Origin of the sequence: Lysinibacillus sp. CD3-6 (assembly GCF_006351725.2) — a bacterium.
Taxonomy (GTDB): domain Bacteria; phylum Bacillota; class Bacilli; order Bacillales_A; family Planococcaceae; genus Lysinibacillus.
The window spans coordinates 2,833,639-2,849,720 of record NZ_CP085880.1; the positions used below are offsets into that span (position 1 = coordinate 2,833,639).

Annotated in this window: 15 protein-coding genes; 9 read left to right on the plus strand and 6 right to left on the minus strand. The window is 35.7% G+C overall.

The genetic code is table 11. The annotated features are described in order from the left end of the window. Positions 1-47 precede the first annotated feature (47 nt). Complete coding sequence (locus FH508_RS14085; protein ID WP_228134081.1) at positions 48-473, minus strand: hypothetical protein; 426 nt, start codon at positions 471-473, stop codon at positions 48-50. Positions 474-687: 214 nt separating this feature from the next. Between FH508_RS14085 and FH508_RS14090 the strand changes: the two genes are divergently transcribed. From FH508_RS14090 to FH508_RS14115, 6 genes are all read left to right on the plus strand, one after another. Next, positions 688-1,455, plus strand: a complete 768-nt coding sequence (locus FH508_RS14090; RefSeq protein WP_173478904.1) for a TSUP family transporter — start codon at positions 688-690, stop codon at positions 1,453-1,455. Positions 1,456-1,574: 119 nt separating this feature from the next. Further along, positions 1,575-2,093: an RNA polymerase sigma factor SigV gene (locus FH508_RS14095; RefSeq protein ID WP_173478905.1), complete on the plus strand. Its 519-nt coding sequence runs from the start codon at positions 1,575-1,577 to the stop codon at positions 2,091-2,093. After that, positions 2,086-2,976, plus strand: coding sequence for an anti-sigma-V factor RsiV (locus FH508_RS14100; RefSeq protein WP_173478906.1), 891 nt, complete (start codon positions 2,086-2,088; stop codon positions 2,974-2,976). The genes FH508_RS14095 and FH508_RS14100 overlap by 8 nt, the downstream gene beginning before the upstream one ends. Before the next feature lie 107 nt (positions 2,977-3,083). Beyond that, on the plus strand, positions 3,084-4,217 hold the full coding sequence (locus tag FH508_RS14105; RefSeq protein WP_173478907.1) for an endospore germination permease: 1,134 nt from the start codon (positions 3,084-3,086) through the stop codon (positions 4,215-4,217). Further along, the gene (locus tag FH508_RS14110; protein WP_173478908.1) at positions 4,217-5,674 is read left to right on the plus strand and encodes a spore germination protein; all 1,458 of its coding nucleotides are present in this window, start codon (positions 4,217-4,219) and stop codon (positions 5,672-5,674) included. Before FH508_RS14105 ends, FH508_RS14110 begins: the two co-directional genes overlap by 1 nt. Next, positions 5,667-6,821 (plus strand): Ger(x)C family spore germination protein, encoded by a 1,155-nt coding sequence (locus FH508_RS14115; RefSeq protein ID WP_173478909.1) that lies wholly within the window; start codon positions 5,667-5,669, stop codon positions 6,819-6,821. Before FH508_RS14110 ends, FH508_RS14115 begins: the two co-directional genes overlap by 8 nt. A gap of 52 nt (positions 6,822-6,873) precedes the next feature. On the opposite strand, the gene FH508_RS14120 is transcribed toward FH508_RS14115, so the two are convergent. Continuing rightward, positions 6,874-8,628 carry an ABC transporter ATP-binding protein gene (locus tag FH508_RS14120; RefSeq protein WP_173478910.1) on the minus strand — a complete coding sequence of 585 codons (1,755 nt, stop codon included), beginning with the start codon at positions 8,626-8,628 and terminating at the stop codon, positions 6,874-6,876. A 443-nt stretch (positions 8,629-9,071) separates the two neighbouring features. Here FH508_RS14120 and FH508_RS14125 point away from each other — a divergent pair, with 443 nt between their 5' ends. The 3 genes from FH508_RS14125 (at position 9,072) to FH508_RS14135 (ending at position 11,299) form a co-directional block, all read left to right on the plus strand. Next, positions 9,072-9,830: a TerC family protein gene (locus FH508_RS14125; protein WP_173478911.1), complete on the plus strand. Its 759-nt coding sequence runs from the start codon at positions 9,072-9,074 to the stop codon at positions 9,828-9,830. 185 nt (positions 9,831-10,015) lie between these two features. Continuing rightward, entirely contained in the window at positions 10,016-10,651 is a 636-nt protein-coding gene (locus FH508_RS14130) for a Bax inhibitor-1/YccA family protein (RefSeq protein ID WP_173478912.1), read from the plus strand. 135 nt (positions 10,652-10,786) lie between these two features. Further along, positions 10,787-11,299: a ferritin gene (locus tag FH508_RS14135; protein ID WP_173478913.1), complete on the plus strand. Its 513-nt coding sequence runs from the start codon at positions 10,787-10,789 to the stop codon at positions 11,297-11,299. A gap of 60 nt (positions 11,300-11,359) precedes the next feature. Here FH508_RS14135 and FH508_RS14140 read toward each other — a convergent pair whose 3' ends face one another. The 4 genes from FH508_RS14140 to FH508_RS14155 form a co-directional block, all read right to left on the minus strand. Beyond that, positions 11,360-12,544 carry an iron-containing alcohol dehydrogenase gene (locus FH508_RS14140; protein WP_173478914.1) on the minus strand — a complete coding sequence of 395 codons (1,185 nt, stop codon included), beginning with the start codon at positions 12,542-12,544 and terminating at the stop codon, positions 11,360-11,362. Positions 12,545-12,559: 15 nt separating this feature from the next. Then, positions 12,560-13,405 carry an AhlS family quorum-quenching N-acyl homoserine lactonase gene (locus FH508_RS14145; RefSeq protein WP_173478915.1) on the minus strand — a complete coding sequence of 282 codons (846 nt, stop codon included), beginning with the start codon at positions 13,403-13,405 and terminating at the stop codon, positions 12,560-12,562. Between the two features lie 23 nt (positions 13,406-13,428). After that, the gene (locus tag FH508_RS14150) at positions 13,429-14,850 is read right to left on the minus strand and encodes an aldehyde dehydrogenase family protein (protein WP_173478916.1); all 1,422 of its coding nucleotides are present in this window, start codon (positions 14,848-14,850) and stop codon (positions 13,429-13,431) included. Between the two features lie 103 nt (positions 14,851-14,953). Further along, positions 14,954-15,943, minus strand: a complete 990-nt coding sequence (locus FH508_RS14155; RefSeq protein ID WP_173478917.1) for a LacI family DNA-binding transcriptional regulator — start codon at positions 15,941-15,943, stop codon at positions 14,954-14,956. Positions 15,944-16,082: the final 139 nt, after the last annotated feature.

A 16,082-nucleotide genomic window follows, 5' to 3' on the forward strand; every position in this document is an offset into this window, starting at 1 on the left:
TCCTTTCTACTGTAATATAGTCATCCCTTTTTACAAAGTAAAAGCACTTACTGATAAGCGAGCTGTTTCATTTCCCAAGTTTCATAAACCATCCCTACAAGCGAGCCTTTTTGTTGGGAATCAAGTACAACATCGTTAAATTTCATGGCATAAAGCTTAAATTCATTCGCTTCCTCATTTACTATGAATTGCAATATGGCATGTCCTTTTTCCTCTAAAAATATTATATCCCCTGAAAGTTCTACTACATGTTGACCAGTTTTCGCCTTATAGTAACGCCAATAAGGCTCTGTAAAAGCGTAATTAAAGGCATCACGAACTTTAACGTCAGTAAAATCAACCAAATAACCTTCCTTGACTGTATCGATATAGACATTATCCGTAATATCTTTTTTTGCATTAAACACATAGCCAACGAGCACTCCCATAAACACTACACAAATAAACACACGAAAATGATTTCCTAAAGACAAATGTCATCACGTCCCCTTTACGCAAAAACACCTTTTCTTCATAATACATTAAAATTATTACATAAAGTAGAATATTTTTGTATTTTGTAGATTTTATATATTTAAAACAATCCGTACATACTAAACGCGTAAACTAGAAATTATTAGAGGCTATTTACAGTCACTCGATGTTCCGCTAATATCAGATTATTATTACAGAAAAGAGATGACGTTAGTGCCTTTTGATTTAGATCTAAATATATTGTTAATTCTTATTATTTTTGGCTTTTTGGCCGCATTTATCGATTCTGTAGTTGGTGGTGGCGGACTTATATCATTGCCTGCTCTCTTATTTGTAGGTTTACCACCATCTGCCGCGGTTGCAACAAATAAACTGGCTGGTACAATGGGATCTCTAACTAGTACGATTACGTTTTACCGCTCTGGGAAGCTAGATATAAAATCCGTTTATAAGCTATTTCCTTTTGTCTTTTTCGGCTCCATGGTTGGCGCATGGATTGTCCATTTAATCGATCCAAGCGTTTTAAAGCCATTAATGTTAATTATGCTAGCCGCTGTAGCTATATATACGATTTTCAAAAAAGACTGGGGTAGTATTTCCAACTATAAAAAGCTAACACCTAAACGATATGCTTTTTTTGTACTTGTTATTACTTTAATTGGCTCCTATGATGGTTTCTTAGGACCAGGGACAGGATCATTTTTCTTGTTTGCCTTTTTAATTGTTGGCTTTGATTTTTTAAAATCAGCTGGCAATGCCAAGTTTTTAAACTTCGGAAGCAATATCGCAGCGCTTCTAATGTTTATTTACTTAGGTCAGATACATTACACATACGGTTTTGCTATGGGTCTTGCCCAAATTGCAGGAGCGATCGTCGGTTCGAAATTTGCCATTAAACGCGGAAGTAGTTACGTGCGTAAACTATTTATCGTTGTAACAGTCCTATTACTTCTGAAAAATACATATGACTATTTTTCGTGAAACAATTCTTACCTTGAATATAAGGTAAGTTTTTTTTCATTCCATCAACTTTTTCCCCACTTTCATACGTCTAGTAGTTGTATACAAATTGAAAATGTTAAAAAGGAGCTTCTTTGGACATGAAAACAAGAAATGCATTTCAACATGAAGAGGTGTTTGTCCAGTTAATTCGTGAACAGAAAGAACGATTTTATTTGCTTGCCTATAGCTATACGAAAAATGAACAGGATGCACTTGATATCGTACAAGACAGTATTCAAAAAGCGATGCTTTCTCTCGATCGATTAGAGCATGTGGACTATATGAAAAGCTGGTTTTACAAAATTGTTGTAAGAACGGCCATTGATTTTTTGCGCAAGCATAACCGTTTACAAGTAACGGACGATAACACACTACAATATTTAACACCTGCTCAAGAAGATAGTTATGAGAACCTCGACTTAGAGCATGCTTTAGAGGAATTACCTCAAATGTACCGTGAAGTTGTGATTTTACATTATTTCGAAGATTTAAAGCTAGCTGATGTGGCCAACATACTGGACATAAAGCTAAGCACTGCTAAATCGCGCCTATATAAAGCTTTAAAATTGTTAAAAATACAACTCCAAGATGGGAAGGGAGAAACAGCACATGGATAAAAAATTAGAAGAATTACAAAAACAATATAATGACGTACCAATTCCAAAGGAGCTTGACTTTATAGTGGAAAGTGCAATTAAACAAGGAAAAAGAAAGAAAAAAAAACGAGGGCCTCAATGGTTACTTGGAACTGCGGCAGCTGCTATGCTGCTTACAGCTAGTTTAAATATTAGCCCTGCAATGGCACGTTCGCTTTCAGATATACCAGTTGTTGGTAGTGTCGTAAAAGTATTAACATGGACTGAATACGAAGTGGCCGATGACACATATGACGCAAATATTAAAGTACCTTCTATTGAGAATTTAGATAATGCTGATCTTGCAAATGCATTAAATGAAAAATATCGTTCAGAGGGAAAAGCACTTTACGATGACTTTATTGCAGAAGTTGGTGATTTAAAGGCAAATGGCGGAGGACATTATGGAATCGATAGTGGCTATGACATCAAAACGGATAATGACCAGATTTTATCAATTGGACGTTATATCGTCAATACAGTTGGGTCCTCATCAACAGTCATGCACTATGATACGATTGATAAACAAAATGAAATTTTAATTACGCTGCCAAGTCTATTTAAAGATGACAGCTATATTGATGCTATTAGTGAAAACATTAAAGATCAAATGCGTGCACAAATCGCTGCAACAAATGAAGAAAAAGTATATTGGGTGAAAGGAGCAGGCTTGCCAGATGAAGATTTAATTGAAGAGTTCTCAACGATTAACAAGGAACAACAATTCTATATTTCTGATAAAGGTAAACTTGTTATTTCATTTGATAAATATGAAGTAGCACCTGGCTATATGGGTGTAGTGGAATTTGAAATTCCGACAGATGTTCTACAAAACAGTCTTGTAAGTAATAAATATATTCATTAAACGTAAGCACTATCTCATGAATCGTGAGATAGTGCTTTTTTAAGACTTATAATCCTATAACTTTTTGTCAAAACTTATATGTATCAAACATGTTAGAGGGTTTTCAAATGAAAGGTATAGGATCAATTAGTATTTTACATGTTGTCTTCCTAGCAATGACCGTGATTGGTTTAAAAAATCACGTTACAATTATGCCGCCATTATTGGAAATTGCAAAAAGAGATAGCTGGCTATCTGTTATCATAACAACAATTATTATGTTTCCTTGGCTCTTTCTTTTAGTTTATATTCATAGAAAATCAAATCAAGAACCTTTGAGAGATTGGTTACCACAAAAAATTGGAAAAGTCGGATCTACTATCGTCATTTATACTATCGCTATCGTTCTAATGATTATTGTAGCATTTACAATGATTGAAACATTGCAGTGGATTAATACAACCTTCTTACCGAAAACACCAAAGTTAATTTTACTTGCTATTTATGTCGTTCTTTGTATCCTCCTTGTTACAACTAGTTTACAGACGATTGTTATCGTCAATGTATTCGTTTTATTGGCCGTCGTCGTTTTTGGTTTTTTTGTAGCCTTTACAAATTTACAAGTTAAGGACTATGACTTACTGCGTCCCTTTTTTGAACATGGATTCCAACCTGTTTTACAAGGGCTCGTCTACCCCGCCTCTGGGTTTTCGGAATTAATCTTATTTTTACTTATACAACATAAAATTAAAGACCGTCTGCGGTGGTATCACTTCGCCATTATGCTTTTGATTTTAACAGGGCTAACGATGGGACCACTCATCGGGGCCATAACAGAATTTGGACCTGCTGAAGCCGCTAAGCAGCGCTATCCTGCCTACGAAGAATGGGGTTTAGTAACAATAGGGCGCTATATTGAACATTTAGACTTTCTTTCTATTTATCAATGGTTGACAGGCACATTTATACGCGTCGGTTTTATTTTATATATCGTAACCGACTTATTAGGTATGGTTGGAGATAAACCTCGCATTTGGAAGATGCTAGCATTTCCGTTCTTTATCATTTGTCTACCGTTAATGTTATTAAATGAACACATATTTCTACGACTCAAAGGAAATTATATATTAACAGCTACATTTATTTTCTTTTTCTTACTATCCATTTTTTTAATGATTGTAGCTTTCATGACAGGAAAAAAAGGAAAAAAAGCCAAAAACTCTACATCCGATTACCAAGACACGGAAAGTGGTGACACTTGATGCCTTCAACAGAAAAGCCCTTAGATTTATCGGCCTTAAAGCAGTTATTTGGAAAATCAGCAGACGTTTATTTTCAAGAATATTTGTTTCAGCAACACCGCGTACAATTTGTCATCTGTGAGGCAATGATTGATCAACAACTTCTCAATGACGTTATTGTAAGCCGTATTCATGCCCTTTTCGATAATTTACATGAAGCATCCCTTCAAGATGCTATTAATACAAAGCTACACATCCCTGACTTACAACAAGTAACAGATGAATCTGAAGCCATATCACTTGTTTATAATGGCCATTTACTTCTGTTTTTTGAAACAGATAACTTACTATATGCCACTAATATTGCCCATAAGCCTAACCGAAATCCTGAAGAAACAAGGATGGAAGTACTTGTAAAAGGACCAAGAGATAATTTTATTGAAGATGTCTCAGTTAATATTGCTCTAATTAGAAAACGCCTTCCGACAAATTCTTTATGTGTTGAAAAAATGGAATTGGGAAGACGTTCAAAGACAACGGTCGCCATACTTTATTTTGGTGATATTGCGAACTTAGATATTTTAAATAGTATAAAAGTACAATTACAATCAGTTGATACAGATATTGTTATTAGTGGAAATTTACTAATGGAGTACGTTAACAAAAACACAAGGTTTTTCCCGAAATCTGATTATACAGGACGTCCTGATTACGCCCTTCAAGCATTAATTCGAGGACGTTTTATAATTTTAATTGATGGTGTAGCCTATGCAGTTATTACGCCTGTAAATTTATTTTTACTGTTAAAGACAGGTGAGGATAATGAATACCCTATTATTTTTAGTTCACTGGAACGTTTACTACGTATATCAGGTATTTTTATCGGACTACTGTTACCTGCTTTTTGGCTCGCTTTGACAACTTATCACCAAAATCAATTGCCTTTATTACTATTAGCAACGGTTGTGCAAGGGCGCACAGGTCTACCCCTTCCATCTTCACTTGAAATGTTATTAATGCTATTAATGTTTGAGCTATTTAGAGAAGCTGGGTTACGTCTTCCATCTGTAATCGGTGGAACAATCAGTGTCGTTGGTGGCTTAATTATTGGAGATGCGGCAATACGGGCAGGTGTGACAAGTCCAGAAATGATTGTTATTATTGCTGTTTCTACAATTGCATCCTTTACACTTGTTAACCAATCGCTCGTAACAGCCGTCAGTATTTTTCGTGTTGGCTTCATTTTATTAAGCGGCTTTTTTGGGCTATTTGGCTTTTTCTTATCATTTTATTTAACCCTTCTTTACTTATGCAATATTCGAATATTTGGTCATTCCTATATGCAAATTGGCGGTGATTTAGAATGGTCTACCATTAAGAAAACACTATTTCGATTATCGCCTAAAGGTTACACGAAACGTCCAAATTATATAGCTCCACAGGACCAAACACGTACGAGTGAGGATAAAAATGAATAAAAAAATACTCTGTCTATTATTAGTATTTACGACACTGCTATCAGGATGTTGGGATGTTACTGAACCACAAAGAATGTTTTATGTTCATGCACTCGGTATAGATTTTAAAGATGATAATTATGTAACGTATATGCAGATTATTGATTTTGCCAATATAGCTAAATCAGAACAGCCTAATAATCCGCAAGCTCAACAAGCAGAAATCGGAAATGGTAAAGGAAAAACCGTAGAAGATTCTCTTTTCGATTTGTATCATTCCATTGATCAAAAGGTGTTTTGGGGACATATTACTTACATCGTCCTTTCAGAAGAAGTAATGAAGAGTAACAAGGTTAATCAGGTGCTAGACTTTTTAACACGTTTTCGTGAAACGCGTTACCAAATATGGGTATACGGCACAAAAGAACCACTCGATAAAATACTTGAAATTACACCGATAAATAATAAGGCGCTTACATTATCAAAGCTTGGCGATCCTTTAAATTCTTTTAAACAAGAATCATTTGTTAAACCGATAAATATTCGCAAATTAGTGATAGGGTTAAATGAGCCGAGTCATGAAGTTTATCTTCCGTTAGTATCAATAAATAAGGGATGGGTATCGTCGAAAGGAGAGTCGGAATCTATTGAAATGAAAGGTGTGACGTTACTCTCCAAAGACGGATTAAAAGGGTTTCTTACCGAAGAAAAAACAAGCGGAATCAAATGGATGACCAACGAAACAATTCGCAGTGAAATAACAGGACAAATTGGTGAAGAAGACACTTTCGTCACTGTTACATTAGAACATATAAAAGTTGAAATTTTTCCTGTTGTAAAAAATGATAATGTGCAATTTGACATAGAAGTGAAAATGGAGGCAAATGTTCTCGGCATTACAGAAAAAATTACGACAGAAGAAATTCGACAAGAAGTAACAAAGCAGGTAGAACAAGAAATAAGGAACACATTTAAAGAAGCACTGGCACTGAACACCGATATTTATCGTTTATCAGAACAGCTATACCGAAAAGACGTTAAAACATGGAAAAAACTAGAGAAGGATGGGAAAATCGAGTTAACAGAAGATTCTATTCGCAAAATAAAAGTAAAAACGATTAAAGTGAATCCAGGACGGGAATCTTTTATCGAAACAATTGAAAAATAATATGTAAGGGCATTGAGTAAAAATTTACTCAATGCCCTTTGATAATGCTTGCTTAATAGTCAAGCTGTTGTTGCATAACTTTTTCATGTTCAGTTTTTCTAAATTGAATATGATGTAATTTCGCGAAAATACCGTCTTGCTCTACTAATTCCGCATACGTACCATCTTCTTCAATACCATTTTGAGTAACGACAAGCACACGATCTGCATTACGTATTGTCGCTAGACGATGTGCAATTATGAGTGTTGTTCGATTTTCTGCAAGCTCAGCTAACGATTGTTGAATAATCATTTCTGTTTCTGTATCGAGCGCAGATGTTGCCTCATCCAAAATTAAAATCGGTGGATTTTTCAAAAACATACGAGCAATCGCGATACGCTGCTTTTGCCCCCCAGACAACTTTAAGCCACGTTCACCAATCTGTGTCTCATAACCATCTGGAAGCTCTGCAATAAATGATTCTAAATGCGCTCTTCTAGCTGCTTCTTCAATGTCTTCATCACTTGCACCTAAACGACCATAAGCAATATTTTCTCGAATAGTTCCCGTAAATAAAAAGACATCTTGTTGTACTATGCCAATTTGTGAACGTAGAGAGGCTTGTGTCATATTCCGCACATCTAAGCCATCAATCGTAATTGCCCCTTTAGTGACATCGTAAAATCTTGGAATTAAGGAACAGATTGTCGTCTTCCCTGCACCAGATGGGCCAACAAAGGCAATTGTTTGTCCTGCATGAACATCAAATGAAATACCCTGTAAAACAGTTTTAGATGTATCATAATTAAAGTCAACATGTTGAAACGAAATATCACCACATAAATGCGTTACTTGCTTTGCTCCCTCACGATCCTGAACTTCTGGCTCCTGCTCTATTAACTCACGGAAACGTTTAAAACCTGCCATCCCTTTAGGGTATAGTTCTAACAAAGCACTAATTTTATCGATTGGTTTAATAAGAACATTTGTATATAATACAAAGCTTACAAGACCTCCATACGATAATTTTCCATTAAAGCTTAACCAAGCACCTACTACAAGGACAACTAACGTTAACAAACGGGTCATCATATAAATACTGGAATGAGCCCCTGCCATAATCTTATAAGCGTATAATTTTGCTGAACGGAAAAAACCATTTTGCTCTTTAAAACGCTCCATTTCAAATGCTTCATTCGTAAATGATTTCACAACGCGAACGCCAGAAACGCTATCCTCCACACGGCCATTTACATCTGCAATTTTAACGTATAACGTTTTCCATGCATTGTTCATCTTAATGTTACTAACTGTCACAAGCCACATTAAAAACGGCACCATAATAGCTGCAATTAATGCAAGTGTTGGATTGACATTGAACATAATGACGAACGCACCCAAAAACGTCATAATCGCAATAAATAAATCTTCTGGCCCGTGATGGGCAAATTCGCCAATATCAAATAAGTCATTCGTTATTCTGCTCATAATATGACCAGTTTTCGTATTATCGAAGAAACGGAATGATTGGCGCTGTACATGATTAAACAGTTCTTGTCGCATATCGGTCTCTATATTGATGCCTAATTTATGCCCTAAATAATTGACAATAAAGTTTAATACAGTGCTAAGTGCATACACTAGTAATAATAAAATACTTACTTTGACAATCATACTCCACTCACCAGTAGGTAGCAGTTTGTCAATAAACCATTGTACAGCTAATGGAAAGGCGAGCTCTAATATTGCTACAACAATCGCACTAGAAAAATCGACTACGAATAATCGTTTATGTGGTTTGTAGTAAGAAAAAAATTTTTTATACATATATGACTCCCTTCTAAGTTGCTAAAAAATTTCACTTATCACCAATAGTACCACTTGTGATAATAATTCGGAAAATAATTTTTAAATATAGGATTACTTTTGATTTGCTTTTAGTCCACTACATGCTATAATCTTTGTAAGAAGAATTGAATAGCTTTTGACATTTTTGTCAAAGGGGAGTAGCTAGCAGATGTGAGCGATACATCTGATTTCACATTCGTCATTACATGGCTTACGCCATCGGGTGTGATAGCAAACTCATCTAATAGATGAGTGCTGTACCGAAAGTTTTCGGTACAATTTATTATTTGGAGCTTCCAAATAGTTGTGCTTAGCAAGACCTTTGCCTATTTTTTAGGCATGGGTCTTTTTCTTTTGCCTAAAAATAAAAATAGGAAAGAGCATCATATTCATTTCTGTCCAAAATAAAGGAGGAAACACATTTGGAAGCCATTTTATTAGAATACGCATGGGTACTAGTTGTATTAATAGTACTAGAAGGACTTTTAGCAGCGGACAATGCAGTCGTTATGGCAGTTATGGTTAAACATTTACCGAAAGCTCAACAACAAAAGGCATTATTATACGGATTAGTAGGTGCGTTCATTTTCCGTTTTGCCGCTTTATTCTTAATTACAACACTCGTGAATTTTTGGCAAATACAAGCTCTAGGCGCTGCTTACTTATTATTTATGTCAATTAAGCATATTTACGATTCACGGAAAGCTGCTGGAGACTCCGATGAAATTAAAGAGCCTAAAAAACAATCTGGTTTCTGGATGACCGTTGTAAAAGTTGAACTTGCTGATATTGCCTTTGCAGTAGATTCCATTTTAGCAGCAGTTGCCATTGCGGTTACACTACCACATTTAGGAAATTTCGATGTTGGTGGCATTAACGCAGGACAATTCGGTGTTATGTTCCTTGGTGGTATTATTGGGGTCGTAATGATGCGATTTGCAGCACGTTGGTTCGTACGAGTACTAGAAAAATTCCCATCACTTGAAACGGCTGCTTTCCTAATTGTTGGTTGGGTTGGTGTGAAATTAGCTGTCTTAACTTTAGCACATGAAAAATTAGGAGTTATTCCACATGATTTCCCACACTCAACGCTTTGGAAAGCGACATTCTGGATTGTATTAGTTGCAATCGCTCTAAGTGGCTATTTAGTAGGTGTCAAAAACCAAAAGAAAGAAGCATAAACGCTTATAATAAAATTCGCCTAGACATAATGTCTTGGCGAATTTTTTATAATAGTTAATGGCGGTTCGTCAAAGTTTAGGGGTTATTTCACTTGATTTAATGGCGAATCCCCTACTCTATCAATGTTTGCTACTGTAAAATCGGGTATTGGACTAAGAAAGCTTAAAAAGAAAGGAATTTTTAAATGGCTTATGCTAACCGTAATCAAAACTTAAATAAAATTTTAAAACACTTTACCTTTATGTGGGTATTAACCGCGATAGGAATATTTGTTGCCACTTTGTTACCATCGACTGTGATCATGCCGCTTTCGCTTATATGTATTATACTCCTAATCATTGCCTGCTTTGTTCGTAGCTTAAAACTAGCCAACTCGATTATGTATGCAATCCCCTTTTTAATGGGTATTTTACTCTTTTGGACAACACAATTTTTTATTGACCAGCTCGGACCGCAATTAGTTTTATTAGTCTTCGGAGCAACCCTAATCATTTTCATCATACTCGCTCTAGTAGGTATGGTGATGAATAAGGATATTTCAAATTGGGGAAGCTATTTATTCACTGTGCTTATCGTCGTGCTTGTGTTTTCTCTTCTTTTTATGTTTATTCCAATAAATAATGTTATTGGGCTTATTATTGCAGCAGTTTCTGTCTTACTGTTTAGTCTTTTTACAGTATATGATTTTAACCGTATTCGACATAATCATGTGTCTGACGATGAAGTCATTGGGATGGCATTAAATCTATATTTAGATTTCATTAATCTATTTACAAATCTATTAGAAGTGATATGGCGATTAAAAAATGAATTTGATTAAATTTTCTAATTGAGAACGAATATCAATTCACTTTTGCACCATTTATGGCGAAAAATATATTTTTCTGTATGATGACCATTTTTCGCTATATACTAGAAGAAGTAGTAGGTATTTACTGCAAAGGGAGGAACATTTATGTTATCTGAAAAACTACACACAGCGCTAAACGAACAAATGAATTTTGAATTTTACTCCGCTCATGCTTATATGGCAATGGCTGCATTTTGCACAGATCAAGATTACGATGGCTTTGCAAATTTCTTTTTAGTGCAAGCTGAAGAAGAACGTTTCCATGCAATGAAATTTTATAATTTCTTAAGTGATATGGGCTATCGTGCATCAATACATGGATTTGACAGTCCTGAAAATCATTTCGACTCTATTTTACATGCCTTTAAAACAGCTATGTCTCATGAAAAAGAAGTGACTCGTCGTATTTATAACTTATCTGATATTGCATTAGATGAGCGTGAGCACGCAACGATGGCATTTTTAAAATGGTTTATCGATGAGCAAGTGGAAGAAGAATCTACATTTGATACGCTAATTCGTAAAATCGAACGGATTGAGAATGATTCTAATGCTATTTTTATGCTTGATGCAGAATTAGCGAATCGCTCTTTCACGCCAGATACTGAAGCTAAATAAAAATAAAGGGATGTATCAACTACGTTTGATACATCCCTTTTTGTATTCAATATTTACTCCCTACAACGGCCAGTGTGGCTCTCGAATTTGTCCATCAAATGCCGCACGATAAATAGCAAAAATATCATCTCGATTTAATGCCATCGGGCTGCGAGCTAAAATTCTCGTTTGCTTTGTTGCATCATCTGTTAATTGTTCAAGTGCAGATTCTGATATGTTAAAGCCTTTCAAAGTAGAAGGAATATTTACATCGTTTACTAGTTCTTGTAATGCATCAACACATTTGTAGGAAGCTTCTTCTTGTGATAAGTACATCGATGATATTCCCATTGCATCTAAAATATCTTTCATGCGTTTTTCGCAGCTTTTGCGGATATAGCCCATTACGTATGGCAATAATACTGCGTTTGAATCACCATGTGCAATATGGTACTGACCACCAAGCGGATAAGCCAAGGCATGTACCCCTGCTACACCTGCATTAAAAAATGCCAAGCCTGCTAAATAACTACCATAACTCATATCCGAGCGTGCCTGCTTGTTTTTACCATCATGTACAGCTGTACGAATTGAATTACTAATTAATCTAATTGCTTGCAGTGCAAGACCATCTGTCACTTCATTTGCATTAATAGAAACATAGGCTTCAATTGCATGTGTTAAAGCGTCTACACCCGTAGCAGCAGTAACTTTTGAAGGCAATGAAATTGTTAATTCAGGATCTACAATTGCTACATCAGCAAGCAAATAATCATGGGTCACAACATCCTTAGTTGTTTCTAATGATAATACAGAAATATTGGTAACCTCTGATCCCGTCCCCGACGTTGTTGGAATTAAAATTTTCGGAAGTCCTTTATTTTCAAGTGCTTTCGTGCCTGTTAAATTTAAATAGTCTGCCACCTGCCCCTCATGAGTAGCTAATACAGCTGCCAACTTTGCTAAATCTAATGCACTTCCTCCACCTAACCCAATTACTAAATCAAATTGATGTTTTCGTGTATAGTCAACTAGTCGTTCGCCAATTGCAAGAGGTGGCTCAGGTGCAATGTCGGTATAAATCGTCGTCTGATATCCATTGTCCTGCAATGGCTTATTAACCTGCTCCACTAAGCCTAAGTCTTTTAAAAATGGGTCTGTTACTATTAATATATTATTTGCTTGAAATTTGTTTACTTCTACAAGTAGTTGTTGTAGACAACCCCAACCTGTATAACTTGTAGGAGTAAAGGTTAATTTATTCATTTAATCTACTCCTATCTATTCATAATAGCCCTCTGTTGATTTTCTAAATGATTTAAATTGCACAGGATCATGACCAAACCAAACTTGTGAATTCGTCTCATTTGCTAATCGTCGAATTCGTTCAACTGTTGAATTATAGCCGACTGAATCATAAATAATACCAGGTGGCTTAACAGGAGGACCAAAGCTTTCTGCTGTGTATATGGCATCTGACGCTAAAATTATTCCCCCAGTGTCAGGCATATTAATATGCAAGCCAAGCATACCCCAAGCGTGGCCGCTACCAAAATTCAATATATTTATGCCTTCTGCAAGTTTTACATTATCTTCACCACGTTTGATTAGTCGCCATTGTAAGTTGTTCTTGATCCACATATCAATATCCCCCCAAACATATGCGCCGTCCTTAACATTTCTCGCGTATGTTTGTAATGTGCCATTGAATTCATCTTCCTGCACAATAATCGTGGCATTCGTAAATAATTCTAAACAACCAGCATGATCTAAATGAAGATGTGAAGCTACAACATATTTAATATCTTCTGGGCGAACATTTAATTCTTCAAGACGATGGTGTAAATAGCACTCTTCTGGCATATTAATAGGAAATGCTTTTTGAGTAAATTCACCCCAGCGTCCCTCAGGCCCCATTGAGTTTGGATTACATGCCGTATCAAATAAAATTTTCCCTTCTGGATGATCAATTAAAACTGTATAAACAGGAAATTCAACAAACTCATTAGGTTGATTTGGATGATCGATTGTTGCTGGATTATGCATCGCAATCATATAGTTTTTATCCATCCGCATCGTGCCATTATCCATAACAAAAAGCTTAGCGTGCTGATTTATCATCTTCATTTACAAACATCCCCATTTCATGATTAGTTGTTATTCCAAATAACTAATTTCATCTCAGTCATTTCTTCTATTGCATATTTAATTCCTTCTCTTCCTGTTCCGCTTTCTTTTACTCCACCATATGGCATATGATCTACACGATATGTAGGAACATCATTAATCATGACACCACCTACTTGTAATTTTTTTGATGCTCTAAATGCCGTTTCAATAGTTGGTGTAAAAATACCAGCTTGTAACCCGTAATGAGAATCATTTATGGCTTCAATTGCTTCATCTATTGTGGACACGGTGTTGACGATTACTACTGGAGCAAAAATTTCTTCACATGACACACGGCTATTAGATGATACATTATAAAGCACTGTAGGCAATAAAATATTGTTTTCAATTCGACCTCCAGTAATGATTTGTGCTCCATTCCTCACGGCTTCTTGAATCCATGTAAGTGCTCGTTGTTGCTCCGTTTCTGAAATCATCGTTGTAAGATCTGTCGTTGGATGAAGCGGATTTCCTAAGGTTAGTTGATTAATTTTTGCTGTTAATTGTTCTAAAAATGGGTCAATTACATTTTCCATGACATAGATTCGTTGTAGTGAAATACATACTTGACCTTGGTTTGAAAACGCTCCCATAACAATGCGGTCCATAATTTTATCTAATTGAACACCTTCATCAACAATAACGCCTGCATTGGAGCCAAGTTCTAACGTCACCTTTTTCAAACCAGCTCGATTACGAAGTGATATTCCTACTGCAGGACTGCCTGTAAATGTAATCATTTTTACCTGTGGATGGGCTAAAAACGTATCTCCAATGAGTTTTCCTTGCCCCGTAACTAAATTAAAAGCACCTGCTGGCAAATCTGTTTTAGCTAGTAGTTTCGCTAAAAAATGTGCGGATAGGGCCGTTTGTGTTGCTGGTTTTAAAACAATTGTATTTCCTGCTGCTAATGCAGGTCCTACTTTATGTGCGACAAGATTTTGAGGAAAATTAAACGGTGTAATGGCCGCTATAACCCCAATTGGTTCTCGGAGAGTATAACCAAACCGTCCTTCTCCACCTTTTGAAGCGTCCATCGGAATCAACTCTCCTGCCAAGCGCTTTGCTTCTTCTGCAGCAAACTTATATGTTTCAATTGTTCGGTCTATTTCTGCAATTGCATACTTTAGTGGTTTCGCTGATTCTAAGGCAATGATTGATGCGGCTTCTTCTCGATGATCTGCAAATAAATTCGATAATTGTTCTAAAATTTGTGCTCTCTGGAATGCTGTTAAAGTTGCCATTTTTGAAGTTGCTTGCTGTGCAGATTCTATTGCATTTTGCACGTCATCTTTACTTGCCATAGCGAATTTAGCAATTAATTCTTTTGAATAAGGGGCATACACATCCGTATACGCCTCAGTCATACGCCATTCGCCGTTTATCAATAATTCTTTCTTCAACTCTTCACCTTCCATTTCTTTATGGTTACGTATTCATTTCAGAAAATAAAGAAATGAATACGTAACCATTTATGAGGTAAAAAATAAACTGACATATATCAGTTCATTTTTTACCTGTGGTGTTTCTTGGGAAAAGTTTAACAGATTCAGTTTGCTGGATGCAAGCACTTTTTTTCTCCATTACATCAAATAATTTTTCAATCGCTAGAAATCCTAGATTTATTTCCGATTCGATGCCCACTGTAGTTAAGGATATTGAATGGTGTTTACTTAACTCCACATTATCAATACCAATCACATTAAAATCGTTAGGAATAGTGAATCCCTGCTCCAAACATTGGTTAAGAATTTCAATAGCAATTGCATCTGTAGCAGCACAAATCGCTGACGGTCTTGGGTTAAGAAGCAATAGTTCTTCAAATACTCGTTTTATATCATCTTTGCTCGTATTTGTAAAAAATGCTGGCACGATATTTGCATCTATTTCTGCTTCTGCTAACGCTCTTTTGAAGCCCTCATACCTTCCATAAAAAGTGCTCATTTCATGTGGTCCACCAATCCAGCAAAGATCCCTATGCCCCAAAGACAACATATGGTTAGTCGCTAAATAACCAGCCTCCTCATTATCAATTTCAACAAAATGCTTATTTTCTTTATGTTTACGGTTAAACATAATAAAAGGGATATCCAATTTTTCGAGCTTATAAAATAATGGATCTGTATATCCGATAGAAGATAATATAATCGCATCAACTTTCGTTTCTAATACGGAATTATAAATTGTATGTAAATTTTCTTCCGTTCCAAAATGTACATTTACCTTATAACCCCTCGCATTAGCAAAATTAACTATTGCTGTTGTTGTATCAACAAAAAAGGGATTATGCAAAGGACCAGAAATTAACGTAATAATCCCTGTCTTTTGTTGTACAAGTGATCTTGCAATATCATTTGGTATATAGTTTAATTCTTCAATTGCCTCCATCACTTTTTTTATTGTTTTCGGTTTAACTAGTTCAGGAGTATTTAATACTCGAGAAACAGTTGTCTGTGAGACACCCGCAAACCTTGCTACATCTTTAGAAGAAACCAAAAAACCACCCACTTCATCTTTGTATGCCTATTTTATATCATCATTAGAAGAATGTTAATAGGATGTATCTAGTTAAGCTGCAAGCTAAATTAAAGTTGTTTCCTTTCATACTCAAATTAATCATAGGTAAATAAAACAA